Origin of the sequence: Mycobacterium celatum (assembly GCF_002101595.1) — a bacterium.
Classification (GTDB): domain Bacteria; phylum Actinomycetota; class Actinomycetes; order Mycobacteriales; family Mycobacteriaceae; genus Mycobacterium; species Mycobacterium celatum.
Genome location: NZ_LQOM01000014.1, coordinates 194946 through 220029, shown reverse-complemented (window position 1 = coordinate 220029; position 25084 = coordinate 194946). Strand labels below are relative to the sequence as shown.

17 protein-coding genes and 3 pseudogenes are annotated in these 25084 nt (G+C 67.8%); 11 read left to right on the top strand and 9 right to left on the bottom strand.

The genetic code is table 11. The features are described 5' to 3' along the window. Positions 1–77: 77 nt before the first annotated feature. Both AWB95_RS03360 and AWB95_RS03355 read right to left on the bottom strand, forming a co-directional pair. On the bottom strand, positions 78–353 hold the full coding sequence (locus AWB95_RS03360; protein ID WP_062539092.1) for a type II toxin-antitoxin system RelE family toxin: 276 nt from the start codon (positions 351–353) through the stop codon (positions 78–80). Further along, positions 350–619 (bottom strand): type II toxin-antitoxin system Phd/YefM family antitoxin, encoded by a 270-nt coding sequence (locus tag AWB95_RS03355; protein WP_062539091.1) that lies wholly within the window; start codon positions 617–619, stop codon positions 350–352. Before AWB95_RS03355 ends, AWB95_RS03360 begins: the two co-directional genes overlap by 4 nt. A 125-nt stretch (positions 620–744) precedes the next feature. On the opposite strand from AWB95_RS03355, the gene AWB95_RS03350 reads away from it, so the two are divergent. Then, positions 745–3897 (top strand): ATP-binding protein, encoded by a 3153-nt coding sequence (locus AWB95_RS03350; RefSeq protein ID WP_062539090.1) that lies wholly within the window; start codon positions 745–747, stop codon positions 3895–3897. Beyond that, on the top strand, positions 3897–4415 hold the full coding sequence (locus AWB95_RS03345) for a maleylpyruvate isomerase family mycothiol-dependent enzyme (RefSeq protein ID WP_232315557.1): 519 nt from the start codon (positions 3897–3899) through the stop codon (positions 4413–4415). Before AWB95_RS03350 ends, AWB95_RS03345 begins: the two co-directional genes overlap by 1 nt. On the opposite strand, the gene AWB95_RS03340 is transcribed toward AWB95_RS03345, so the two are convergent. The 3 genes from AWB95_RS03340 to cobG are packed head-to-tail and all read right to left on the bottom strand — an operon-like array spanning position 4403 to position 7580. Next, on the bottom strand, positions 4403–5863 hold the full coding sequence (locus tag AWB95_RS03340) for a precorrin-2 C(20)-methyltransferase (RefSeq protein WP_062539089.1): 1461 nt from the start codon (positions 5861–5863) through the stop codon (positions 4403–4405). The genes AWB95_RS03345 and AWB95_RS03340 overlap by 13 nt on opposite strands. Continuing rightward, the gene (locus AWB95_RS03335; protein ID WP_085167626.1) at positions 5856–6470 is read right to left on the bottom strand and encodes a precorrin-8X methylmutase; all 615 of its coding nucleotides are present in this window, start codon (positions 6468–6470) and stop codon (positions 5856–5858) included. Before AWB95_RS03335 ends, AWB95_RS03340 begins: the two co-directional genes overlap by 8 nt. A 9-nt stretch (positions 6471–6479) precedes the next feature. After that, positions 6480–7580 carry a precorrin-3B synthase gene (cobG, locus tag AWB95_RS03330; protein ID WP_062538560.1) on the bottom strand — a complete coding sequence of 367 codons (1101 nt, stop codon included), beginning with the start codon at positions 7578–7580 and terminating at the stop codon, positions 6480–6482. A gap of 158 nt (positions 7581–7738) precedes the next feature. Here cobG and AWB95_RS03325 point away from each other — a divergent pair. The 3 genes and pseudogenes from AWB95_RS03325 (at position 7739) to AWB95_RS03315 (ending at position 12095) form a co-directional block, all read left to right on the top strand. Further along, positions 7739–8541 (top strand): annotated as a pseudogene (locus AWB95_RS03325) (ABC transporter permease). 10 nt (positions 8542–8551) lie between these two features. After that, a pseudogene (locus tag AWB95_RS03320) lies at positions 8552–9306 on the top strand (ABC transporter ATP-binding protein). 143 nt (positions 9307–9449) lie between these two features. Then, complete coding sequence (locus AWB95_RS03315) at positions 9450–12095, top strand: LuxR family transcriptional regulator (protein ID WP_232315490.1); 2646 nt, start codon at positions 9450–9452, stop codon at positions 12093–12095. Here AWB95_RS03315 and AWB95_RS03310 read toward each other — a convergent pair whose 3' ends face one another. Further along, entirely contained in the window at positions 12096–13481 is a 1386-nt protein-coding gene (locus AWB95_RS03310; protein WP_062538559.1) for an FAD-dependent oxidoreductase, read from the bottom strand. A 5-nt stretch (positions 13482–13486) separates the two neighbouring features. Then, a complete protein-coding gene (locus AWB95_RS03305) occupies positions 13487–13867 on the bottom strand; it encodes a nuclear transport factor 2 family protein (RefSeq protein WP_139818449.1) in 381 nt (126 codons plus the stop codon). 180 nt (positions 13868–14047) lie between these two features. On the opposite strand from AWB95_RS03305, the gene AWB95_RS03300 reads away from it, so the two are divergent. After that, positions 14048–15499 (top strand): flavin-containing monooxygenase, encoded by a 1452-nt coding sequence (locus tag AWB95_RS03300; protein ID WP_084706915.1) that lies wholly within the window; start codon positions 14048–14050, stop codon positions 15497–15499. Here the strand turns inward: AWB95_RS03300 and AWB95_RS03295 are convergent, their stop codons facing one another. Continuing rightward, the gene (locus AWB95_RS03295; protein WP_084706914.1) at positions 15500–16312 is read right to left on the bottom strand and encodes an SDR family oxidoreductase; all 813 of its coding nucleotides are present in this window, start codon (positions 16310–16312) and stop codon (positions 15500–15502) included. A 45-nt stretch (positions 16313–16357) separates the two neighbouring features. On the opposite strand from AWB95_RS03295, the gene cobN reads away from it, so the two are divergent. Both cobN and AWB95_RS03285 read left to right on the top strand, forming a co-directional pair. Next, a complete protein-coding gene (gene cobN, locus AWB95_RS03290) occupies positions 16358–19963 on the top strand; it encodes a cobaltochelatase subunit CobN (RefSeq protein WP_062538556.1) in 3606 nt (1201 codons plus the stop codon). A 79-nt stretch (positions 19964–20042) separates the two neighbouring features. Further along, the gene (locus tag AWB95_RS03285; RefSeq protein WP_062538555.1) at positions 20043–20426 is read left to right on the top strand and encodes a PPOX class F420-dependent oxidoreductase; all 384 of its coding nucleotides are present in this window, start codon (positions 20043–20045) and stop codon (positions 20424–20426) included. A gap of 3 nt (positions 20427–20429) precedes the next feature. Here AWB95_RS03285 and AWB95_RS03280 read toward each other — a convergent pair whose 3' ends face one another. Next, on the bottom strand, positions 20430–21140 hold the full coding sequence (locus tag AWB95_RS03280) for a dienelactone hydrolase family protein (protein WP_062538554.1): 711 nt from the start codon (positions 21138–21140) through the stop codon (positions 20430–20432). 68 nt (positions 21141–21208) lie between these two features. Here AWB95_RS03280 and AWB95_RS03275 point away from each other — a divergent pair, with 68 nt between their 5' ends. From AWB95_RS03275 to lnt, 3 genes and pseudogenes are all read left to right on the top strand, one after another. Further along, on the top strand, positions 21209–21637 hold the full coding sequence (locus AWB95_RS03275; protein WP_062538553.1) for an FxsA family protein: 429 nt from the start codon (positions 21209–21211) through the stop codon (positions 21635–21637). 70 nt (positions 21638–21707) lie between these two features. Continuing rightward, the gene (locus AWB95_RS03270; RefSeq protein WP_085167635.1) at positions 21708–23240 is read left to right on the top strand and encodes an amidohydrolase; all 1533 of its coding nucleotides are present in this window, start codon (positions 21708–21710) and stop codon (positions 23238–23240) included. Then, a pseudogene (lnt, locus tag AWB95_RS03265) lies at positions 23233–25072 on the top strand (apolipoprotein N-acyltransferase); the annotation flags it as partial. The gene AWB95_RS03270 and the pseudogene lnt, both read left to right, overlap by 8 nt. Positions 25073–25084: the final 12 nt, after the last annotated feature.

Below are 25084 nucleotides of genomic sequence, written 5' to 3'. Positions count from 1 at the left end.
CGCCCGCCGTTACCGGCGGGCGTGACGACGGTGGGCACCGTCGATGAGGCAGTCGCCTGGGTTGCCGACGGAGAGGTTCAGAGCCGGTAAACGTCGCTACGGCGAGCGATGTGCAGAATCACGATCCGGCGGTTGCGGTCGTCGACGACATAGATAACGCGGTAGTCGCCGCGACGAGCCGAGTGCAGACCCGCAAGGTCGTTACGCAACGGCTTACCCAACCTGTGCGGGCTCTCTACGAGGGGGCCGAAGATGAATTCGACGCACGCGGTCGCCACTTTCTCGGGCAAGCGTTGGAGGTCACGTGCAGCGGTCGCCGTGATGGCGACTTCGTAGGGTTCGTCGTCGCTCACCGGGCGGTGTAGCGGCTACGGATCTCGTCGTTGCTGACAAAATGCCCGGCTGCCACATCCGCGAGGCCCTGTTGAATCGCATCCACGGCGCCCGGTGTGCGCAACACCTCGAGTGTTTCTTCGATAGACGCGAGTTCGTCGGCCGAAATCAACACCGCGGCGGCATGCCCATGCCGGGTAATCGTGACGCGCTCGTGCGTCCGCTCAACGTCGGCGACGTATTCCGAAAGATGATTGCGCGCCTCGCCCAGTGGAACAGTTGCCATGGGACGAGTATAGCCAAAAGTATGTACAAATGGACCCACAGCGTTTTCCCAGCGTAGGGCAGTGTGGGGTGTCACCATAACCGTGTGAGCGGCGACGGCGGGCTGGCGATGGCCGAGGCGGTCCCATGACCTCGACGGGGTTGGCGTGCGCGGCCTGCGGTGCAGCGCTGAACATCAACGCAAAGTTCTGCCACGAGTGCGGGTCGCCGCTCACCGCCCGGACCGGCGTCGCCGAGTACAAGCAAGTTACGGTGTTGTTCGCCGATGTGGTGCGATCAATGGACATCGCTGCTGCTGTGGGTGCCGAGCGGCTCCGCGAGATCATGACCGCGCTCGTCCAACGCACTTCGACGGTCGTGCGGCGCTACGGCGGCACCGTCGACAAATTCACCGGCGACGGGATCATGGCAATCTTCGGAGCCCCGGTGTCCTTGGAAGACCATGCTGTTCGTGCCTGTGCAGCTGCCCTGGATATCCAGGAAGAAGCCAAGCGGTTAGCCGTGGAGGTGGAGGCCAAAGATGCTCTGGCGATGCAGCTGCGAATAGGACTGAACTCCGGCGAGGTGATTGCCGGTGAGATCGGTTCGGGCAACATGGGTTACACCGCGGTGGGAGTTCACGTCGGTATGGCTCAGCGGATGGAATCCGCGGCGCCTCCCGGCGGCGTGATGCTCAGTGCGTCCACCGCGCGGCTCGTCGAGAACGTCGCCGTCCTCGCGGACCCAGAACTGGTAACCATCAAGGGCGCCGCCGATCCCGTGCCGGCACGCCGACTTGTGGCACTGGCGGCACCCCGCGAGCGCATTGGTCCGCATACCTCGACACTGGTGGGCCGCGAGTGGGAACTTGCCGCTCTGACGGCGATGCTGGATCGTTCGACAACAGGCCACGGCTGTGTGGCCGGGGTAGTCGGCCCACCCGGCATCGGCAAGAGCCGCATCATCGCCGAAACGGCTTCGGTTGCGGATAGCCAGGGGGTGCAGGTCTTTTGGACATACTGCGAGTCTCATACCAGCGAGGTCGCATTCCATGCGGTGACCCGGTTATTGCGAGCGGTGTTGGGAACGGCGGATCTCGACGATGCGACGGCGCGGGCCAAGGTGCGAAACCAACTTCCGGACGCCGATTCCGCGGACCTTGTGCTTCTCGACGATCTGCTCGGCATCCGCGATCAGGCGGCGGAGCTACCCGAAATCGCGCCCGATGCTCGCCGGCGCAGGCTGACGGCGCTCATGAACACGGCTGCGCTGACTCGCTCGACACCGCGCGTCTATGTCATCGAGGACGCGCACTGGATCGACCAGGCGAGTGAATCCATGCTTGCCGATTTCCTGGCAGTGGTGCCGCGGACTGGCTCACTGGTACTGATCACATATCGGCCCGAATACAGCGGCGAGCTCACTAGGACCCCGGGCGGGCAAGTGATTGCGCTTGCCCCACTGGACGATTCGCAAACTTTGGCGTTGATCGAGGAGTTACTGGGGTCGGACCCTTCGGTTGCCGCACTGGCCGACCAGATCGCTGAGAGGGCCGCCGGAAACCCGTTTTTCGCCGAACAGATCATCCGTGATCTTGCCGATCGTGGCGTGATCACCGGCGGGCCCGGGGCATATGTATGTGTGGATGAGCACGGCGAAGTGCACGTGCCGGCCAGCCTGCAAGCGGCCATAGCCGCCCGGATCGACCGCCTGGAGGCAACGGCCAAACGCACGCTGAACGCAGCCGCAGTGATCGGATCGTTCGATGTCGAGCTTCTCACCGCGGTGGACGCTGATCCGAACCTCGAAACGCTGGTCAAGGCAGAGCTTGTCGACCAGGTCAAGTTCAGCCCGCGCCCCGAGTATGCATTTCGTCATCCGCTCATCCGCTCGGTGGCCTACGAATCACAGCTCAAATCGGACCGTGCCGAGTTGCACCGAAAGTTGGCGGCAGCCATCGAGCAGACCGACGAAAATGCGCCACTGATTGCCGAGCATCTTGAAGCCGCCGGGGACCTACACGAAGCGTTCAGTTGGCACATGCGTGCCGGCACGTGGTTGCGGGCGTACCGCGACATTGCTGCGGCCTGGACCAGCTGGCAGCGAGCACGCCGGATAGCCGACCGGCTGCCCGCCGACGATCCCGATCGCGCCGCAATGCGCATCGCACCCCGGGCCCGGCTGTGCGCAACCGCCTGGCGCGCAGGAGGCGACATCGCCAACACCGGATTCGACGAACTCCGGACCATGGCTGCCGAGGCTGATGACAAAGTGTCACTCGCAATTGGTATCGCGGGCCAAATACAGGCACTCACTGGCCACGAGCGCTTTCACAAAGCGTCGCAGCTGTCCGGCGAACTCGAACCAATGCTGGAGGCGATTGCCGACCCATCGTTGACGGTCGCACTGCTGTGGACGGCGTTGACCCCAAAAATGAGAGTGGGCGAGGTAACCGAGTGCGTGCGGTTGGCGCAGCGCGTGATTGATTTGGCCGACGGCGATTTCCACATGGGAGATCTCATCATCGAAACGCCGCTGATATGGGCGCTGATGACACAAGCCGTCGCGCGGGCGTGTTTGGGGCAACCGGCATGGAAGCACCAAATGCAGCAGGCCGCCGCACTATGCCGTGAGGTCCAGCCCGGCGGCCGCGCCGTATTCGACTTGTTCGTCTACAACTTCGGGACCCTGCATGGGCTGCTGCGCCCCGACACCCCGCTCCTCCAGGACTCCGCCGAGACGCTCAACCGGGCGGAACAGCGCGGCGACGATTTCGCGTTGGCGGCTGCCCGCCTTCTGCGTGGCCTCATCCTGGCTCAATCGGAAGAGCCGCAACGTAGCCATGGCTTCCATCTACTCGCCATGGCTCGTGATGCCATCTTAGAAAAGCGTTTCATGATGGGCGAGTTGCCGGTGATCGAATTGGAAACTGCAAAGCAACGGGCACGTACGGGAGATCATGACGGAGCTACCGAGATGCTTCGTGCCCTGGTCGACCGCGAAATCGCCACTGGCTCACTGGTTTATTGGGGAGCCGCAGTCGCCGCTCTGGTCGAAATATTGCTGCAACGCGGCACCGAAGCCGACCTACAAGAAGCACAGTCCGCGATCGAGCGGCTGGCGGCGGTGCCCGTCGAGCCCGGATTCGTGCTCTATGACGTGGCGCTGCTACGGCTTCGTGCGTTGTTGGCCGATGCTCGCGCCGATGAGGCCACCTATCGCGATTTCGTCGATCGCTACCGGGCCATGGCGACATCGCTTGGCTTCGAAGGGCATATCGCAATGGCCGAGGCGATGTAGTGGACACCGATCCGGGTGCGCTGCATTTGGCGGTATGCCGACGGTTCGGCGACGCGATCCTATCGGCCGACGGGAAATGGGGTCGCCCGACCCCGTGCGACGCCTGGGACGTGCGCGGAGTGCTGGAGCACGTGATCGGCTTTCACGACGTGTTGCTGCTTCGTCCGCTCGGACTGAAGCCGGAGCGTCCGCGCGACGACCCGCAGCGGCGCTGGGAGTTGACCTACGACGCGCTGAAGGAAGCGTTGGGCCGTGAGTGGGTTATCGACGTGCCGTTGCCACACCTCACCCGAGACGTGCTGGTGCACACTTGGGATCTGGCGCGGGCGGTCGGCGCCGACGACCGGCTCGACCCTCGTTGGTGCGCAATGTTTTTCGAGGGGCTGTCCGAAGACATCAGTGGATCAGGGATGTTCGCGGCCCCTATCGCCATCGACGACGACGCGGACATCCAGTCGAAGCTGCTCGCTCGCCTTGGCCGGGACCCGTCCTGGATTGCTCGCCATCAAGCGGGATAGCGGCGCGGGGTGAAGACGCGATCCGCGTACCACTGGGTTTGCGACGAGCCGACGATCAGCAGGCAACGCATGTCCACCTCGGCCGGGTCCAGGTCCGCCAATCGCACGACGGTCACACGCTCGGCCGGACCGGACACGTCGCGGCCAATCACCACCGGTGTGCCGGGATCACGATGCTCCAGCAATAGATCCCGCATCGCCGCGACCTGCCAGGTCCGGCTCTTCGACGCCGGGTTGTAGATCGCCAGCACCATGTCGGCGGCGGCCGCGGCCGAAAGCCGGGCGGCGATCACATCCCACGGCTTGAGTCGGTCCGACAGCGAGATCACCGCGTAGTCGTGACCCAGCGGCGCGCCGACCCGACTGGCCACCGCCTGCGCCGCGGTCATCGCAGGAATCACCCGCACCGACACGCCCGGCCACTGCTTGGCTTCCTCGAGTACCGCGGTCGCCATCGCGAACACACCCGGATCGCCCGACGACACCACCGCCACAGAGCGTCCCTGCTCCGCCAACGAGCACGCCAACCGTGCCCGCATCACCTCGTCGGTGTTGTCGCTGGCATGACGGCACTGACCGTCGCGGACGGCAACCCGAGCCAAATACGGGCCATAGCCGATCAGATCAGTGGCGGCGTCAAGCTCGCGGCGGCATTCCGGCGTCATCCAGTGAGAATGTCCGGGGCCAAGACCCACCACCGCGACACCGCCGCACCGTGATTCACGACGGCGACCACCCGGCACCATCGCCAGCGAAAAATACGGCACGCTGGTCTCATCGACCGACCCGGCGGGTAGTACCCGCTGCCCAGTGGTGCTGGCCCGCTCCACGTACAGTGCGTCCTCGAGCTGGCCCGCCATCGAAAGTGCTTCCCGCACAGCGGGATAGGAGCGGCCCAGCTTCAAGACAACTGCCGCGTCGGCGTCGGAAAGCCGACGCGCCAACTCGGCGACCGGCAGCGTGCCCGGCAACACCGACAGCACCTCGTCACCGGCCACCAGCGGCGTCGCGATCGCCGCCGACGCGGCGCTGACCGATGTCACCCCCGGCACGATCACCGCGTCGAACCGCTCGGTCAGCCGGGTGTGCAGATGCATGTAGGAGCTGTAGAACAGCGGATCGCCCTCGGCCAGCAGCGCCACGTCGCGGCCGGCGTCCAGATGCTCAGCGATGCGCGAAGTGGCCTCGACGTAGAAGTCCTCGAGCGCACCGGCATAACCGCCGGGATGATCGGTGGTCTCGGTGGTCACCGGATAAACCAGGTGCTCCTCGATCTGCCCGGGCCGCAGATACGCCGAGGCGATACCGCGCGCGATGCTGCGGCCGTGCCGCGCACTGTGATACGCCACCACGTCGGCTTGCCCGATCACCCGGGCCGCCTTGACCGTCACCAACTCCGGATCGCCGGGCCCCAGCCCGACGCCGAACAGCGTGCCGCGCCTAGGCATTACCGGCCGTGATCGCGTTGACGGCGGCCGCGGCCATCGCGCTGCCGCCGCGACGGCCCCGCACCACCAGATACGACATCCCGCGTGGACGGTCGATCAGCTCCTGCTTGGACTGCGCGGACCCGACGAAGCCGACCGGCCCGCCCAGCACCGCGGCCGGCGCCGGCGCGCCCTCGTCGACGAGCTCGAGCAGCCGGAACAGCGCGGTGGGAGCGTTGCCGATCGCGAGCACGGCCCCGCCCAGTCGATCCGCCCACAGCTCCACCCCGGCGGCCGAGCGCGTCGTCGCCCGCTTGACGGCAAGGTCCGCGGCGGCAGGATCGGCAACCAGCGACACGACGGGTCCGGCCACCTTGGTGATCCCGGCGGCCACCATCGACGAGTCGCACAGCACCGGCGCGCCGTCCGCCAGCGCCGCGCCGGCCCGGGCGACCACGTCGTCGGTGTAGGCGACATGCTCGGCGACGTCGACCTGGCCGCAGGTGTGGATCAGCCGCACCACCACCTGCTCGACGTCCGCGGGAAACCGGGTCAGATCCGCTTCGGCACGGATGGTCGCGAATGACTGCCGGTAGATCTCGGCGGCGTCACGCAGGTAGTCGAGCACCCGCTCACCCTAAGGCCTGAGCAACCGGTAGCCGTCGCCAGTGGCAACCAGCACCTCGCCGACGGGCGGGCTGCCACAGGCCCGCTCACACCCGACGAAATGTCGCCTCACGCCGACCTCGCCCGCCTGCACTGCTAAAGCGGCGTCGGCACGCACGTCGGCCGCCGAATGCGCGCAACCCGGACTGCCCGTGCAGGCGCTGACCGAAAGCCACGGCGATGCCTCGTCGAACACCAGGCCCATCGGCGCCAACACCCGTAGCGTCGCGTCGGCGACCGCCTCGTCGAGGTCGCAGACCAGGACCGAGCGCCACGGCGTGATGACCAGCGGCGTCCCCATGGCGGCCAGGTGTTCGGCGACCCGGGCCGGCAAAACACCTAACGGCACGACGACGCCCAGCGTGACCCGGCCGTCGTCCTGCGAAATCCAGCCCACCGGAGGCGTGCTGACGGGTGCGCACCGGGCACCGAGTTCGGCGCCTGGCACCAGCACCCTCGGATCGGCCAATTCGACTACCCGCCAAGCCTTTCCGCGCATCTCGACAAAGCGCGCCGCAATGCCGACCAGTCTGTCCACGACCTCACGGGCCTGAAGCCGGACACCGGTATCGCGGCCGGCCAGCAGCAGGGCCACGCCGTCCCCACATACCTGCACGCCGACGTCGGAGCCCAGACCCGACACGTCGCCACGGCCGTCGTCGATGCCGAACCAGAACCGGCCCGGCAGCGACGCCAGTGCCGGCTCGGCCTGAATCGCCGCGTCCAGCTCACCGACCCACCCGCGCACGTCGACCACACCACCGACCCGCCCGGACAACGGCGACGCGACGATGTTGCGGACCCGCTCGTGCGTCGTCGACGGCAGCAAACCGGCCTCGGCCACCGCACCGGCGACTGCCGCGGTATCGGTGATCCCGCGGATTTGCACATTGCCCCGAGCGGTCAGCTCGAGTGTGCCGGAGCCGAACCGGGCGGAAGCGCTGGCCAGCGCCGCCAACTGGGCGGCGTCGATCATCCCGCCGGGCAACCGCACCCGCGCCAGCGCGCCGTCCGCCGCCTGATGCACCTGCAATGCACCCGGGCAGGCGTCGGTGTGGCGGGTCCTCGGCACGTGTTCACGGTACGGGGTTGTGCGGAGGCGAGTGCTTGAGATCGGCTCAGCCAGCGGAAAACCCTTACCCGATCGGATCGGCGCCACATAGCGTCTGAGGTCGCAACCGTGCGTTGCGTCGTATCCGCTTGTGCCCCAACCATGAGGACGCCGACACCGTGAGCATCGCCATTGCGCCGATCGACACCGGGGTGGCCCGCACAGGGCTGTGGGCGCGTCGTAAATGGGAGATTCTGCGCGTCGCGTCGCCCGTGGCGCTCGTTGTGCTGTGGCAGCTGGGCAGCGCGATTGGTGTGATATCCCAGGACGTGCTGCCGGCCCCCTCGCTGATCGCCGAGGCGGGCGTCGAACTGCTGGGCAACGGGCAGCTCGTCGACGCCCTGAAGGTCTCCGGGCTGCGGGTCATCGAAGGTCTGCTGCTGGGCGGGCCGGCCGGCATCGCGCTGGGCGCAGCGGTTGGCCTTTCGCGGTGGTTCGAGGCGACCATCGACCCGCCCATGCAGATGCTGCGTGCGCTGCCCCACCTGGGACTGATCCCGTTGTTCATCCTGTGGTTCGGGATCGGCGAGCTGCCCAAGGTGCTGCTCGTGGCATTGGGGTGGCTTTCCCGCTTTACCTCAACAGCTTTGCGGCGATCCGCCAGGTCGACACCAAGCTGTTCGAAACCGCTCAGGTGCTTGGCTTTTCGTTCTGGCAGCGGTTCAGCCGGATCATCGTTCCCAGCGCAGCGGCCCCTGGTGCTGGTGGGGCTGCGCAAACGGCGGCCATCGCGTGGCTGACATTGATTGTGGCCGAACAGATCAACGCTGACAAGGGGATCGGGTTTCTGATCAACAACGCACGCGACTTCTTGCGCATCGACATCATTATCTTCGGGCTTATCGTCTATGCGCTGCTCGGCATCATCACCGACGCCATCGTCCGTTCCTTCGAGCGCCGCGCCCTGCGCTATCGACAGTGAAAGGACAACTGTGACAGCTATTTTAGAGTCCACCGCGAGCCGCACGGGCACCGATGTCGCCGGCCAGCTGCGTCACGTGGACAAGTGGTACGGCAGCCGTCACGTGCTCGTCGACGTCTCATTGCAGGTGAGACGAGGCGAGATCGTCGCACTCGTCGGCCGCAGCGGCTCGGGCAAGTCCACAGTGCTGCGTGTGCTGGCGGGGCTGTCGACGGATCACACCGGCGATTGCGTGACCGCCGGTGCGCCGGCGCTGGCGTTCCAGGAGCCGCGGCTGTTTCCCTGGCGCGACGTGCGCACCAATGTCGGCTACGGACTGACCCGCACCAGGCTGTCGGCGGCACAGATTCGGCAGCGCGCCCAGAGGGCGCTTGCCGACGTCGGGCTCGGTGACCGCGGCGACGCGTGGCCGCTGACGCTGTCGGGCGGTCAGGCGCAACGGGTTTCATTGGCCCGGGCGCTGGTGGCCGAGCCGCGGCTGCTGCTGCTCGACGAACCGTTCGGCGCGCTCGATGCGTTGACCCGGCTGACCATGCATGCCTTGCTGCACGACATGTGGCGCCGTCACGAGTTTGGTGTCCTGTTGGTCACCCACGACGTCGACGAAGCCCTCGCGCTGGCCGACCGCGTGCTGGTCCTCGAGGACGGCCGGGTGATTCACGGTCTGACCATCGACCATCCCGCCCGTCGCCCACCGACCCCGTCGCCCACATCGAGCGCTACCGCGCCGAACTGCTCGGCCACCTGGGGGTTCCGCCGCGGTGATCGCCTCCGAACAGCGCTTGGCCTTTCATCACCATGCCGAGAAGGCCGGCGGGGGCAATCGCGCATGGGCAAACTCACGCGGGGGCGTTGGGCCCGGCGTACTCTGCCCCCAACAGCGCGTGGCTCAGGAGGGTCCGTACCCGGTGCAAACAGGGACCACGGCGAAGTGGCCGATAGTCGCCCGTGATGACGAGTTCCGCCAGGCATTGGCGACACTCGACGACGACTCGGAATTCCGGGGCGTCGCGCTGGTCGGTGCGAGCGGGGTGGGCAAATCGACGCTGGGTCGCGCGCTCGCGGCGGCCGTCGAGTCGCGGGGCGAGACGGTCCGCTTCGTGCTGGGCAGCGAAACCGGGCGCGCGGTGCCCTTAGGCGCATTCTCGCGTGCGGTCACCGTCGATGCAGCGCATGAGCCCGCCACGATGCTGGCCGCTGCGCACGCAACGCTCGAGAAGGACACCAACCTGGTGGTCGTCGTCGACGATGCCCAGTTGCTCGATCCGCTGTCGGCCACGTTGGTGTATCAGCTCGTGGTGGGCCGCAGCGCGCGCCTGGTCGTCACGATCCGGTCGGGCGAACCCGTGCTTGACGCGGTGACGGCGCTGCTGAAAGAGCGGCTGTTGCTGACGTTGCACATCGACGCGTTCACCCCGCAGCAGACGGGCGACCTCGCGCGCCGGGTGCTGGGCGACGCTGTCGAGCCGCGATTGGTCGACGAGCTCTACGCGCGCAGCGGCGGAAACCTGCTGTTGCTGCGCGGACTGCTCAGCGCCGGCCGCGAAAACGGCGTCCTGGTCCACACCGACGACGGCTGGCAGCTTCACGGTCCGCTCCGCGCGGACCGTGAGCTCTACGACTTGCTCGAGTTTCGGCTGCGATCCCTGACTCCGCAAGAGCTGGAAGCCGTCGAGATCTTGGCCACCGGCGAGCTGCTGGACTGGGACATCCTGCGCGGGCTGTGCGACGCCGACGCGGTGGCACGCCTGGAGCGGCGGGGCATGATCCAACTGACCGCCGACGGATCCGAGACGGTGGCGCAGCTGAATCACCCCGTCCTCGGTGACGCGGCAATCCGGCTCGCCGGCGTGGTTCGGGCGCGACAACTCAATGGTCTTCTGGCACAAGCACTTCAAAAGCATCTCCGCGCCGGCGGACGGCGCTCGCGATTGCCGGACCAGCGTGGCCAGATCCGGCTGGCGCAATTCATGATGCGAAGCGACCTGGAACCGGACATCGACGTGATCATCACGGCCGCGGCAAGCGCTGTCACCATGTCGAACCTCGGCTACGGCGAAGAGCTGGCCCGATTCGCGCTGGACTGCGGCGGCGGTCTGCCGGCCGCCATAGTCCTCGCCGACGCGCTGAGCTGGCAGGGGCGCGGTGACGAAGCCGAGGCGGTGCTGTCCGGGCTCGAGCCCGACAGCGGCGACGAGCTGCTGACCATGCGGTGGGGTTGTCTGCGCGCGGCGAACCTATTCTGGCAATGCGGACGAGCCGACGCCGCGCAGCGCGTACTCGAAAACGTCAGGGGCCGCGTCGATTCCGAGGTAAGCGGCGCTATGGCGATGGCCCTGCAGGTCTCGTTTGCGTTCTTCTCCGGCGACGTTGCGACTACCGTCGAGGTGGGCCCGAGCCTGTGCACATCGAGCGTGCTTCCGCTGGCGACGGTGTGGGCGGCGGTGCCGACAGCATGTGCGCTGGCCGGCGTGGGCCGGTTCGGCGAGGTCGGGCCGATCGTGGACGCCGGATTGCGGGCCGCGACGTCCAGCGAGTCCGGGCCGCAGCGGTTCGCCCTCGGCCTGGCCGAGGTGATGGCGCACACCTCCGCCGGTGATCAGCAGGCCGCCGAAGTGGCGACGGAGCGCTACGCCGCGATGGCCGCCGGCGTTCCGGCCGCAGATGCCATGGTGGCTGCGATCGTTGGGCTCGTGCACCTCACCGGCGGCGAATTGCCTTCCGCGTGTTCGGCTTTCGCCGACGCGGTATCCGCGTTGTCGCAAGGCTTTCCGTCCGCGTGGATGATGCTGGTGACGGCTTGGCAGGCGCAGGCCGAAGGAGCCCGCGGCGACAGTGTAGCGGCAGCTGCCGCGTTGGACAGATCCCGGCAAGCCTATGGCCCGCAGGTAGCGGTGTTCCTGCCGGAACTCGAGCTGGCGCGGGCATGGGAACGGGCATGCGCCGGCGAAACCACCGCCGCCCAATTGCATGCGATGCGTGCAGCGCAGATCGCGCGGCGAACCGGGCTGCCCACTCTCGAGGTTCGGGCATTGCACACCGCCGTCCGGTTCGGCGATCGCTCGCACGCCCCGCGGCTGGGGGAGCTCGCCAAGATGCTCAACACCCCAATGGCGGACGCGATCGCTGCGCACGCTCGCGGGCTGGCCGGTCACGACGGCGACTTGCTGGATGCAGCGGCAGATCGGTTCGCCGAGATCGGCGCGCTGGCGCTCGCCGCCGACGCGGCTGCGCAGGCAGCGCGTGAACACGACCGCAGCGGCCGCCGCGGCAAGGAATTGGAATCCTCGACCCGGGCGTACTGGCTGGCCAGCCAGTACGAAATACGGACCCCGGCAGTCAAAGCCGCGGCCCGGCCGCTTCCGATCACCGACCGTGAACGTGAGATCGCGGTGTTGGTGGCGAGCGGTTTGTCCAACCGCCAGATCGCCGATCGGCTGTCGGTGTCGGTGCGGACAGTGGATGGACACCTGTACCGGACGTTCGCCAAACTGGGTATCGAGCGGCGTGACCAATTGGTCAGCCTGCTCAACGGCGTTCGGTCCGCCAGGTAGCTATCCCGCCACCAACTCGGGCTCCGGGACCGCGGCCTCAACCCGGGCGTGACGCCGGCCCGCGGTGGCGATCCGCGCAACCACCGTGGGCCGCAGCAGCCGCGTCGGCGGGTCGACGAGGTTCATCACCCGCACGAATCCTTCGGTGACGACGGGATCGGACGTGGCGGCGGCCAGCACTTGCGCGGTGTACCAATTCGACAGTCGCAGCGACGCCGAACGTCGGCCCTGGGCCTGTGGCAGAGCAAGATCCGCACCCGCAGCCATCTTCCAGACCGACTTGATCGGTTTGGCGGCCGCGCGGAAAAACCTGCGCGGCAGGTCCTGGTCTCCGCGAAGCAGGCAGTCGCGCAACACGATTGCCTCCAGCGCGGCCACCGACATGCCCTGCCCGTACACCGGATTGAAGCTACAGATCGCGTCTCCGAATACCAGCAGTCCAGCCGGGAAGTGCAGCATCTTGTCGTAGCGTCGCCACTTGCTGGCGGGGTAACGGTGGCGGCACGGCTCGGACAGCGGTTCGGCGGCCTTCATCGCGTCGATCATCGGTGGCGGGGCGAACTCCTCGGCAAAGCGAATCATTTCGGTCGCTTCGGCGGGGGGCTCGTGTCCGCTAAGACCGGCCAACGTCAGCATCCACGTGTCGTTCTCGTAGGCGAAGAGTGCGCCGCCGGTGGGCCGTCCGGGCACCGGACCGACCAGAATCAGCTTTTCGTCCAGCGTGTTCGACGGTATCCGCAACAGCTGGCTGACGTAGGCCACCTTGACCACGATGTGTTCCTCGGGCGGGCGTCGGTAGCCCAAATTCTCCAGAAACGCCGGCGTTCGGGCGGCGCGGCCTGTCGCATCGACGACGAGATCGGCGTCCATGAAGACGTTCTCGCCGGTGTCGCGATCCGCCACCAGCGCGCCGGCCACCCGACCGGACCCGTCGCCGAACAGGTTGACCACGTCGTGGCCGTCGAGCACGGTCACGTTGGCGAACCTGCGCAACCGCGCCCGGACGTGAGCCTCCAGAAACGGTCTGCTGGCCAGGAAAGACGTCACCGCTCCCGGGTCGGCGAATCTGCCGGACCGGTTCAGGTCATGCCCGGCGAAGCGAAGCCACACGCGCGTACCGTCGCCGCCCTCCAGGACATTGGCGCCCGCGGTGACTAGCTCGTCGAGCAGTTCGGGAAACAGCTCGTCCAGTATGCGCGAGCCGGTGCTCAGCAGGCCGTGAACATGGTGGCTCTGCGGGACGCCGCGCCGGTGCGCGGCGTCGTGTCGCAGAGTGTCGCGCTCCACCACCGTGACGGTGGAATAGAAGTCGGCCAGAACGCGGGCGGCGAGCAGCCCGCCCATGCTTGCGCCCAGGACGACGGCGTGGTCGCCGAGCCCGCTCATCGTGATCAGGCTTGCAGCTTGACGAATTTTGCGGTGTCGTAGTGGATTTCGCCGCGCACGGTTTTGCCCTCACCATCGAACTTCAGTACGTTGACGAACGGCGATTCGGCGGTGCCGTTGTCGTTGCCGAAACGGACGGTGCCGAGCACCACGACGTAGTCGCCGCCGTCGATGTATGTGTCCGGTTCGACGCTCACCGTGGACCAGTAGTCCGGCAGCCGGCCCATCATCTCGATGATGGCGTCGCGGCCGTGGATCTCCCCGCCGGGCGGAATCTCGTCGGAGGACACCCAGACCGCGTCTTGGGCGTAGGACTCCTTCAATGTGGCCAAATCCCCGCGGCTGAACGCTTCGTGTGCCGACCTGGCGGTATCGACGTTCGACATTTCGCTGGCCTCCCTGGTCGTGTTTCGGGTGCGCAGCACCCTGGTGACCAGTCGACTATTCCGCCGACGCGGCGAGCGCGAATAGGGTAGTCGCCTACCTCAATTCCCGATGGCGGGGGCGGACCGGCTTACGCGACGTAGGATCAGGCCAGCCCACGTCTGGAGATTCTGGTGGTTGACATCGCGGACAAACGCCCCGTGAAGATCGCGATCATCGGCGCCGGCATGTCCGGTCTGTGCATGGCGGTCAAGCTCCAGCAGGCCGGCATCGACTCGTACACCATTTTCGAGAAGGCCGACGACGTCGGCGGAACTTGGCGCGACAACACCTATCCGGGACTCACCTGCGACGTGCCGTCGCGGTACTACTCCTATTCGTTTCGGCCCAACCCGAATTGGTCGCATCTGCTGCCGCCGGGCCCGGAGATCCAGGCCTATTTCCGGCAGGTGGCCGACGAGCGGGTCATCCGTCCGCACATCCGCTTCGGCACCGACGTCACGTCGGCACGATACGACGACGGACGCTGGCGGCTTACCACCGCCGACGGCGAAGAGGCGTTCGACGTGCTGATCACCGCGACCGGCGTGCTGCGGGTGCCCCGCTATCCGGACATTCCGGGCCGGGAGACCTTCGCCGGCCCAGCCTTTCACTCGTCGCGCTGGGATCACTCGATTTCGCTGGCGGACAAGCGGATTGGGCTCATCGGAACGGGTTCGACGGGCGTGCAGATCACCGCGGAACTCGGTGGCAGGGTCCAGCAGCTGACCGTGTTTCAGCGCACCGCGCAGTGGATCTGCCCGATGCCCAACCTGCGCTACTCCGCGCTGACCGGGGCGGCGTTGCGCCGCTGGCCGCGGTTAAACGATCTGCCGTACCGGTTCTGGGGCGCGTACGTGCGGTTCATGTTCGGCCGGGCACCGATCCGTCCCGGCTTCCAGCGCAGACTATTTCAGGCTCAGTGCCGATGGAATCTGCGGCTGTCGGTGCGCGACCCGGCGTTGCGAGCCAAGCTCACCCCGAAGGACCAGCCGATGTGCAAGCGGCTGATCTTTGCGGGCCACTTCTACCGATCCGTGCAGCAGCCGGGTGTCGAGGTGGTTACCGAGGCGATCGACCACATCGAGCCGCGCGGTGTCGTCACCGCCGACGGCACACTGCGCGAGCTGGATCTGCTCGTCTACGCCACCGGCTTCGACGCCCGCGCCTACGTGCGTCCGCTACAGGTGATCGGCGAGGGCGGGCTCACTCTCGATGAGGCTTGGGCCGATGGACCACGGGCATACCGGTCGGTGGCTGTCCCGGGCTTCCCGAACATGTTCATGCTGATGGGTCCGCACTCGCCGATCGGCAACCAGTCGTTGGTGCCGATCGCCGAGGATCAGGCCGACTACGCGATGTGGTGGATCAACCAGATCCGGGATGGAAACATCCGTGCCGCCGCACCGACCGAAGTCGCCACCAAGGACTACAACGAGAGCATGAAAGCCGCGATGCCACAGACGATCTGGGTGACCGGCTGTAACAGTTGGTACTTGGGCAAGGACGGGCTGCCGGAGTTGTTCCCGTGGACGCCAGATCGTCACCGCGAATTATTGCGGGAACCTGAGCCCGCCGACTTCGACATCCACTGATCAGCACGTCCCCGCCCGTTTCGCATACCCGGTGCGCTGCCCGACGTCGACGGCGGTGAACACCCGCTCGGTACCCAGGGTGCGACCAAGCGCCTCAGCCAGCCGTTGCGGCAGGAACCTCTGAACGGCCACCGCGGCTCCTACCGAGCGCGGAACCAACACGCGCGCTTTCGGTTTGACGATCAGACCAGCGACCGCCCTGGCGACGTCGTCGGGCTCGGCGTTGCGGAAACCCTTCGCGTGTCCGACGCCGGCGATCATCTCGGTGTTCGTCAATGTCGGCAGCACCGCGGAGAAATGGACGCCGCTGCCGCGGTTTTCCAGCCGGACAGTGTCGGTGAATCCGAGCACGGCATGCTTGGTGGCGCAATAGGTGGCAATGCCGGCCGTCGGTAGTAGGCCGCCCAGGGACGCGATGTTGATGACGTGGCCGCGACCGCGGGGCAGCATCCGTTGGGACGCAAGTTTGGTGCCCAGGATCACCCCGTAGATGTTGACGTCCAGCAGCCGTCTGGTGGCGGCGTCGGACTCCTCGACGGCGCTGCCCACCGCGATCACACCGGCGTTGTTCACCAAGACATCGATCGGCCCGAGCCGGTCCTCGACCGCATCGAGAAACTCGGTGAAGGACTGGCGGTCCGTCACGTCCAACCGGCGGTGGAATTCCAGGCCGGCACCCGTCTCGTTGATCGCCGTTTCGTCGATATCCCCGATGGCGACCTCGGCGCCCAATCTGTGTAGAAGGTTCGCGGTGGCCAAGCCGATTCCCCGAGCGCCACCGGTGACGGCGATGACTTTTCCCGCGACAGGCATGGGCCACATCATTTCATGCCGGCCGGCCTACGGTACGAATGACGAGTGCCCGATCCCACCGTACTGCTGTTGTCGACGTCCGACACCGACCTGATCACGGCCCGTGCCAGCGGCGCCAACTACCGGTGGGCCAACCCGGCGCGGCTGCTGCCCGACGAGTTGCCGGCGCTGCTGGAAGCCGCCGATATCGTGGTGGTGCGGATCCTCGGCGGCTATCGGAGCTGGCAGGACGGCATCGACGCGGTGTTGGCCAGCGGTGTCCCGGCCGTCGTGGTCAGCGGCGAGCAGTCGCCGGACGCCGATCTGATGGAACGCTCCACGACGCCTGCGGGGATCGCGCTGCAGACCCACATCTATCTGGCGCACGGCGGCGTGCCGAACCTGCGCCAGCTGCACGCTTTTCTCTCCGACACCCTGTTGATGACCGGTTTCGGGTTCACGCCGCCACAGAGGACGCCGACTTGGGGGGTGATGAACCGCCCAGCCGCCGCACTTGCGATCGGCCCGTCTGATTCGGGCCGACCCGCTGCGACCCGCCCGACGATCGCGGTGGTGTACTACCGCGCCCAGCAGCTGGCCGGCAACACCGCTTATGTCGAGGCGCTGTGTCAGGCGATCGAAGCCGCCGGCGGACGGCCGCTGCCGGTGTACTGCGCGTCGCTGCGCACCGCCGAACCCGAGATGCTGGAGAGGCTGTCGCACGCCGACGCGATGGTGGTCACCGTGCTGGCCGCCGGCGGAGTCACACCGGCAACCGCAGCCGCAGGCGGTGACGACTCCTGGAACGTCGAACACCTGGCCGCACTGGACATTCCGATCCTGCAGGGTTTGTGCCTGACCAGTTCGCGGCGGCAATGGCAGGACAACGACGACGGCCTGAGCCCACTCGACGTCGCCAGCCAGGTGGCCGTCCCGGAGTTCGATGGGCGCATCATCACGGTCCCGTTCTCGTTCAAGGAGATCGACCACGAGGGACTGATCTCCTATGTCGCCGACCCGGAGCGTTGCGCGCGCGTCGCCGGGCTGGCCGTCCGGCATGCTTGGCTACGCCGGATTCCCAACGCCGACAAGCGAATAGCGGTTGTGTTCTCTGCCTATCCGACCAAGCACGCCCGGATCGGCAACGCCGTCGGACTGGACACCCCGGCCAGCGCCGTCGCGCTGCTAAGAGCGATGCGCGAGCACGGATACCGCATCGGCGAACTGCCCGGCGTCGACGCGCAAGACGGTGACGCGCTGGTGCACGCGCTGATCCAACGCGGCGGACAGGATCCCGACTGGCTGACCGACGGACAGTTGGCCGGTAACCCGATTCGGTTTTCCGCCAAGGATTACCGCGCCTGGTTCGCCACCTTGCCCAGCGAGTTCACCGACGCGGTGCAGCAGCATTGGGGGCCGCCCCCGGGCGAACTGTTCGTCGACCGCAGCAACGACCCCGGCGGCGAAATCGTCATCGCCGCACTGCAAGCCGGCAACATCGTGCTGATGGTGCAGCCGCCGCGGGGATTCGGGGACAACCCGGTGGCGATCTACCACGACCCCGACCTGCCGCCCAGCCACCACTATCTGGCCGCCTACCACTGGCTGCACACCGGGTTCGGTGCCCACGCCGTCGTGCATCTGGGCAAGCACGGCAATCTGGAGTGGCTGCCCGGCAAGACGCTGGGCATGTCGGCGGCCTGCGCGTCCGACGCCGCACTCGGGGATCTGCCGCTGGTCTACCCGTTCCTGGTCAACGACCCCGGCGAGGGCACTCAGGCCAAGCGGCGCGCGCACGCCGTGCTGGTCGACCACCTCATACCGCCGATGGCCCGCGCCGAAACCTACGGCGACATCGCCCGATTGGAGCAACTGCTCGACGAACACGCCACCGTCGCCGCGCTGGACCCAGCCAAGCTGCCCGCCGTCCGCCAGCAGATCTGGACGCTGATCCGGGCCGCGAAGATGGACCACGACCTGGGGCTGACCGAACGGCCGGAAGACGAGCAGTTCGACGACCTGCTGCTGCACGTCGACGGCTGGCTCTGCGAGATCAAGGACGTCCAGATCCGCGACGGCCTGCACATCCTCGGCCAAAAGCCCACTGGCGAGCAGGAACTGGATCTGGTGCTGGCGATCTTGCGGGCCCGTCAGCTCTTCGGCGGTGAGCATTCGGTGCCCGGGCTGCGGCAGGCGCTGGGGCTCGCCGAGGACGGCACCGACGAGCGGGCATCGGTCGACGAGGTTGAAGCGGCGGCGCGCCAACTGGTCCGGGCGTTACAGGACACGGACTGGGATCCCGACGCCGCAGACCGGCTCACCGACGACCCCGCCGTCGCCGCGGTGTTGCGGTTCGCCGCGACCGAGGTGGTGCCGCGATTGGCCGGCACATGTACCGAAATCGACCAGGTACTAAGGGCTTTGGACGGTAGATTCATTTCGGCCGGGCCGTCGGGCTCGCCGCTGCGCGGCCTGGTCAACGTGCTGCCCACCGGACGCAACTTCTACTCCGTCGACCCCAAGGCGGTGCCGTCGCGACTGGCATGGGAAACCGGTGTGGCGATGGCGGATTCGCTGCTGGACCGCTACCGCGCCGACTACGGCGACTGGCCGCGGTCGGTCGGGCTGTCGGTGTGGGGCACCTCGGCGATGCGCACCGCCGGCGACGACATCGCCGAAGTGCTTGCGCTGCTCGGGGTTCGGCCGGTCTGGGACGACGCATCGCGACGGGTCGTCGGCCTGACGCCGATCCCGCTGTCCGAGCTGGGCCGCCCCCGCATCGACGTGACCGTGCGGATCTCCGGCTTCTTCCGCGACGCCTTCCCGCACGTGGTGACGATGCTCGACGACGCGGTGCGCCTCGTCGCCGACCTCGACGAGCCCGACGACGACAACTATGTGCGCGCCCATGCGCAGGCTGACCTGGCGCAGCACGGTGACGAACGACGCGCTACCACAAGGATTTTCGGCTCCAAACCGGGGACGTATGGAGCGGGGCTGCTGCAGCTGATCGACAGCCGCAATTGGCGCGACGACGCCGACCTGGCGCAGGTGTACACGGCGTGGGGCGGATTTGCCTATGGCCGCGGTCTGGATGGCCGCGAAGCCACCGACGACATGAACCGGTCCTACCGGCGCATCGCGGTGGCCGCCAAGAACACCGACACCCGCGAGCACGACATCGCCGACTCCGACGACTACTTCCAGTATCACGGCGGCATGGTCGCCACCGTGCGGGCGCTGACCGGACAGGCGCCCGCCGCGTATATCGGCGACAACACCCGTCCCGACGCCGTTCGCACCCGCACGCTGTCGGAGGAAACCACCCGGGTGTTCCGCGCCCGCGTCGTCAACCCGCGCTGGATGACCGCGATGCGCCGGCATGGCTACAAGGGTGCTTTCGAGATGGCCGCGACAGTCGACTACCTGTTCGGCTACGACGCGACCGCACACGTGATGGCCGACTGGATGTACGAACAGCTCACCGAGGCCTATGTGCTCGATGCGCAGAACCGCAAATTCATGGCCGAATCCAATCCGTGGGCGCTGCACGGGATGGCCGAACGGTTGCTGGAGGCCGTCAGCCGCGGCATGTGGGCCGACCCCCAACCGGACACCCTCGACGGGCTGCGTCAGGTGCTGCTGGAAACCGAAGGCGACCTCGAGGGCTAGGCCGCCCACCAGACGCGAAAGTCCGGAAAACCGGCCCGTTTACGGTCATTTGCGGCTGCTCGCCGGTAGATTCGGGGCCGTGCCGCCCACTTTTGCCGACATCGCCAAGTCGCGCTATGTCCTGTTGACCACCTTCACCAAGGACGGACGAGCCAAGCCGACTCCGGTGTGGGCGGCGCCCGACGGAGACCGGTTGCTGGTCATCAGCGAGGAAACGTCGTGGAAGGTCAAGAGGATCCGCAACACCCCGCGGGTGACGCTGGCGATCTGCGACCTACGTGGCCGCCCCAAGAGTGAGGCGATCGAGGCCACCGCGACCATCCTCGCCAAGACCTACAACGGCTCGGTCTATCAGGCCATCGGCGAGAAGTACGGAATCGTCGGCGCGGTGTTCAACTTCTTCAGCAAAATGCGCGGCGGCATGGAAAAGAACGTCGGAATCGAGCTCAGCGCCGCGAGCTGAGGCCTACCCCGCGCCGTCCGTTTGCAGGTGCTCCCTGAAGAACGCGAAGACCCGCGCCCACGCATCCTGGGTCGCGGCCTCGTTGTAGCCGAAACCGGTGATGCGAAGCAGCGGCTGGGCCGGCAGCTTGTTGGCGAAGCTATGCCCGGCGCGCGGATAGACCTTGACGTCGTTGGGAATAGCCTTCTGCTCCAGAACCCGCTGCAGCTTCGTGGGAGCCCCGATACCCAGGGGGTCGCGGCTGCCGAAGCTGGCCACGATCGGGCATGCCCCGTCCAGCGCCTCGTCGAGGTGGCGCGGCAGCGGGGTGCCGTAGAACGGTGCTGAGGCGCCAAAACCCTTGGGCGACATGACCAATGCGAACTGGCCGCCCATGCAGAAACCTGCGATACCGACCTTGCCGGAGCATTGCGGCATCGACAGCAGATGGTCGCGGGCAGCCAGGATGTCGTCCTGCGCCCGACCGGCGCGTTGGGTCAGCAGCTCCCGCATGACCTTGGGGACGCAGCGCGCCCGGCCACCGCGCGCGAACAGGTTCGGGGTGATCGCGATGTATCCCGCCGCGGCGATGTGATCGTTGATCGACTCTTTGTCCGGTCCGTAGCCGATGGCGTCATGAATCACCACCACGCCCGGAAAGGGGCCCTGCCCGTCGGGAACATCGAGCAGAGCGTCGATCGGCCCGGCCGGGGTGTCCATCTGGATTGTCGTCACGAAAAGACATCTAACCGCGCTGCGCGTTGCGACGGAACTCCCGCGGCGGCCGGAAGCGTTGGCATCACATGGTGTCGCGACTGTTTTTCGTCTACGTCCTGGTCGAGCTGGCGGTGGTGGTGACGCTGGCCCACACGATCGGGCTCGGGTGGACGCTGCTGGTGCTGCTGGGCAGCGTCGTCGCCGGCACCGCGTTGGCCGGTTCCCGGGTCAAGCGCCAACTCACAGACCTGGTGTCGGGCCGCAGCCCGGTGACCGACGGCGCGCTGACCGCCGTCGGTGCCGCGCTGCTCGTCGTCCCGGGACTGGTCACCAGCGCCGTCGGGCTGCTGCTGCTCCTGCCGCTCACGCGAACAGTCGCCCGCCCGCTGGTGGTCGCGATGGTTGCCCGCCGCATCGGCCGGCCGCTGGTCACTACGAACCGGCCCGTCCGGCCCGACGTCATCGACGGGGAGGTCATCGACGTAATCGACGTCGAGCCGCCCCGGCTGCCCTAGTTTTGCGGCTGTGACAACGCTGTTGCTGAACGGCCGGGTGCACAGCCCGACCCATCCCGACGCCACCGCGATGGCGATCCGCGACGGCGTGGTCGCCTGGCTGGGCAGCGACGACGTCGGCCGCGGCCAGTTTCCCGACGCCGACATCGTCCAGCTCGACGGCGGCTTCGTCGCGCCCGCGTTCGTTGACAGCCACATCCACGTCACTGCCACCGGCCTGACGCTGACCGGCCTGGACCTGCGCACGGCCACGTCGCGGCGGCATTGCCTGGAGCTGATCGCCGGCCACGCCGCCGCGCATCCCGACCAGCTGGTGTGGGGCCACGGCTGGGACGAATCCGCGTGGCCGGACGGCAGCCCGCCGTCCACGGCCGAACTCGATGGCCTGCTCGGCGACCGACCCGCCTACCTGAGCCGCATCGACGTGCATTCCGCGCTGGCCTCGACCGCGCTGCGACGACGGGTTCCGGAGTTGGCGGCGGCCGAGGGCTTCGCCGCCCAGCGGCCGTTGACCGGCGACGCGCATCACCTGGTTCGGGCCGTGGCGCGCGACCTGCTCAGCAGCGCTCAACTGGCCGAAGCCCGGACCGCCGCGCTGGACGCCGCCGCCGCGGCGGGCATCGTTGCGGTGCACGAGTGCGCAGGCCCGGAAATCGGCGGCCTTGATGACTGGCAGGCACTGCACGCCGTCGAGCACGGCGTCGACGTGATCGGCTACTGGGGCGAAGCGGTGAGCACCGCGTCGCGCGCCCGCGAACTGGTGACCGAGACAGGTGCGCACGGGCTGGCCGGTGACCTGTTCGTCGATGGCGCGGTGGGTTCTCGCACCGCCTGGCTGCACGAGCGGTACGCCGACGCACCGCAGACTGCAGGCAACTGCTACCTCGAGCCGGAGGTGATGACGGCCCACCTACGGGCCTGCACCGAGGCAGGAGTGACGGCGGGTTTCCACGTCATCGGCGATGCCGCGGTGTCGGCGGCGGTCGCCGCGTTCGAGCGGGTGGTCGACGAGCTCGGGACCGTCGCGGTCGCCCGCTGCGGGCACCGATTGGAGCATCTGGAGATGGTGACGGCCGAACAGGCGGCCAAGCTCGGTGCGTGGGGCGTCATCGCCAGCATGCAGCCGAACTTCGATGCGTTGTGGGGCGGCAGCAACGGCATGTACGCCCGCCGTCTGGGTATCGATCGAGGTAGCCGACTGAACCCCTTTGCGCTGTTAGCATCCCAAGGCGTGCCCCTCGCGTTCGGATCCGACGCCCCGGTGACGGGCCTCGATCCGTGGGCGAGCGTGCGGGCCGCGGCTCATCACCGCACCCCGGACAGCGCGGTGTCCGTGCGGGCGGCGTTCGCCGCTGCCACTCGCGGAGGTTGGCGCGCCGCCGGGGTCCGCGACGGGCTGACCGGCACCCTGGTGCCCGGCGCGCCCGCGTCCTTTGCGGTGTGGGAAGTCGGCGAACTCGACGTCGCCGCCCCCGACACCGCCGTCCAGCGCTGGTCGACCGACCCGCGCTCGAGGGTGCCCGCGTTGCCACGCATGGACCCTGGTGAGGCGTTACCGCGCTGCCGGCAAACCGTCCACCGGGGTGCGGTCATCTATGCCTAAAGAAAGGCGGCGCTTCGACCGGATCGATGACGCCACCGAGATCCTTCCGCTCGTCAGCGACGACGACACCGGCGAAATCCCGGTGCCGGACGAGGACGACGAGTTCGACGACTTCGACGACATCGACGCCGGTGACGACAGTGATGAGTTCGACGATGGTCCCGATCCGTCCGAGCGGACCGGCTCGGCGCTGGGCCAGGCGATCCGCGCCCGGCTTGCCGCGCTCGGTCCCGCAGTGCTGGCGCGGCTGCCGGGGATCGTCGACGCGCTCAAGCCGCGACTGCTGCGGCTGAGCGCCACGGTCGCCGCGGCTCTGCTGCTCTACGCCAGCTTTCCGGCGACCAACTGGTGGTGGGCCGCCGTCGTCTCGTTTGCGCTGCTGGCCTGGGTGCTGACCCGGCCCGCGACCACACCGGCGGGCGGACTGGGCTACGGCTTCTTGTTCGGGCTGACGTTCTACCTGCCGCTGCTGCCCTGGATCGGCAGCCTGGTCGGCGCGATGCCCTGGATGGCGCTGGCGACGGTGTCTGCGGTGTTCCCTGCCATCTTCGGGATCTCGGCCGTCGCGGCGCGCCGGTTGCCTGGCTGGCCGGTGTGGTTCGCGCCGGTGTGGGTGGCTCAGGAGTGGTTGAAGTCGACCGGCCCGTTCGGTGGATTCCCCTGGGGCGTCGTCGCATTCGGTCAAACCGATGGCCCCTTCCTGCCGTTGGTCCGGCTCGGCGGCCCGCCGCTGCTGTCGCTGGGGATCGTGCTGATCGGTTGCTCCGCGACCGCGATGGCGGGCGAGATCGTGACCTGGTGGCAAAGCCCGCATCGGCCGGAGCGTGTTCCGGCGGTCATGCTGCCGACCGTCTGCATCTGCGTGGTGCTGTTCGCCACGATCGCCGTCTGGCCGTCGGTCCGACGTTCCGGAACGGGCGCGGGCAACGAGCCCGTCGTCACCGTCGCCGCGGTCCAGGGCAACGTGCCGCGACTCGGCCTGGACTTCAACTCCCAGCGCCGGGCGGTGCTCGACAACCACGTTCGGGAGACGCGGCGGCTGACCGACGACGTGCACGCCGGTCGCGCCCCGCAGCCTCAGTTCGTCGTCTGGCCCGAAGATGCGTCGGATATCGATCCGCTGGCCAATCCCGACGCCGGTCAGCTGATCACGGCGGCGGCGGCGGCGATCGGCGCGCCGATCCTGGTCGGAACCGTGCTCGACGTACCTAACGGGCCGCCGGACCAGCGGGCCTACACCAACACCGTGATCGTCTGGAATCCGGGCAGCGGGCCGGCCGAACGCCACGACAAGCAGATCGTCCAGCCGTTCGGGGAGTATCTGCCGTGGCCATGGCTCTTCAAGCACCTGTCCGGGTTCGCCGCCTGGGCCGGGCACATGGTGCCGGGCCAGAGCAGCGGGGTGGTGCACGCCGCCGGCATCCCGGTCGGGGTGGCCACCTGCTGGGAGGTGATCTTCGATCGCGCCCCGCGAGAATCGGTGCGCAACGGGGCCCAGGTGCTGGCCATGCCCAGCAACAACGCCACCTTCGACCAGACCATGAGCGAGCAGCAGCTGGCGTTCGACAAGGTGCGCGCCGTCGAGCACGACCGCTACGTGGTAGTCGCCGGCACGGTCGGCGTCAGCGCGGTCATCGCGCCGGACGGCCGGGAGCTGGGCCGCACCGATTTCTTCGAGCCGGCTTACCTGGACACCCAGGTGCGGCTCAAGACGGCGCTGACGCCGGCCACCCGCTGGGGCCCGATCGTGCAGTGGATCCTGGTCCTGGCGGGCGTTGGCGCCATCCTGGCCGGAATACTGCACAATGGGTGGTTCCCGCGTCCGAATCGTCGCTGGCTCCGCC

Excerpts from the sequence above, each read along its gene's own strand:
- AWB95_RS03305 (WP_139818449.1), bottom strand. The coding sequence starts at position 13,867 with ATGTCGAACGTCGATACCGCCAGGTCGGCACACGAAGCGTTCAGCCGC.
- AWB95_RS03355 (WP_062539091.1), bottom strand. The coding sequence starts at position 619 with ATGGCAACTGTTCCACTGGGCGAGGCGCGCAATCATCTTTCGGAATAC.
- AWB95_RS03340 (WP_062539089.1), bottom strand. The coding sequence starts at position 5,863 with ATGCCTAGGCGCGGCACGCTGTTCGGCGTCGGGCTGGGGCCCGGCGAT.
- AWB95_RS03270 (WP_085167635.1), top strand. The coding sequence starts at position 21,708 with ATGGCGATCCGCGACGGCGTGGTCGCCTGGCTGGGCAGCGACGACGTC.
- AWB95_RS03295 (WP_084706914.1), bottom strand. The coding sequence starts at position 16,312 with ATGCCTGTCGCGGGAAAAGTCATCGCCGTCACCGGTGGCGCTCGGGGA.
- AWB95_RS03275 (WP_062538553.1), top strand. The coding sequence starts at position 21,209 with ATGGTGTCGCGACTGTTTTTCGTCTACGTCCTGGTCGAGCTGGCGGTG.
- AWB95_RS03310 (WP_062538559.1), bottom strand. The coding sequence starts at position 13,481 with ATGAGCGGGCTCGGCGACCACGCCGTCGTCCTGGGCGCAAGCATGGGC.
- AWB95_RS03350 (WP_062539090.1), top strand. The coding sequence starts at position 745 with ATGACCTCGACGGGGTTGGCGTGCGCGGCCTGCGGTGCAGCGCTGAAC.